The sequence below is a fragment of the Streptomyces sp. CBMA123 genome, assembly GCF_014596465.1.
Lineage (GTDB): Bacteria > Actinomycetota > Actinomycetes > Streptomycetales > Streptomycetaceae > Kitasatospora.
On record NZ_MECK01000572.1, the window covers coordinates 1 to 443 of the forward strand.

Sequence of the window (443 nt, forward strand, 5' to 3'; positions counted from 1 at the left end):
GCTGCGCCCGCCGCCCCCTCCCGGCCGCGCGGCCCGCCCCCGTCCGTCCCCGGCAGCGGCCACACCGCCCCGAGCCGGCGGGTGCGCCCGTCCGGGGCGAACAGCCACCAGGAGGAGGGCGTGGTGTCCGTGGCGCCCGTGGTCAGCAGGGTGCCGTCGGGGCGGAGGGTGACGAGCCCGTCCGGGGCCACGACGCTGGTGGCGGCCAGTTCGGCGAGCCGCTGGGCGGGGCGGCGCCCGGACTCGGGCGCGGCCGCGAGACCGGAGGCGGCCAGGACCAGGGTGGCGGCCTTGCGGTCGGCGGCGGTACGGGCCAGGTCGTCGAGCCGGCCGAGCAGTACGGGCTGCGCGTCGGCGGCCACGGCCAGCACGGTGACGGTGCCCACCACGGGCGTCAGCGCGGTCAGCGCGTCGGTGAGCGCGGCGGGCAGCGCCGCCGGGTC

General features: G+C 81.5%; 1 protein-coding gene. It reads right to left on the minus strand.

The window, feature by feature from the left end; all coding sequences use genetic code 11:
* Positions 1-443: hypothetical protein (locus BG452_RS47410; protein ID WP_262986105.1), on the minus strand; the 443-nt coding region annotated here is incomplete at both ends.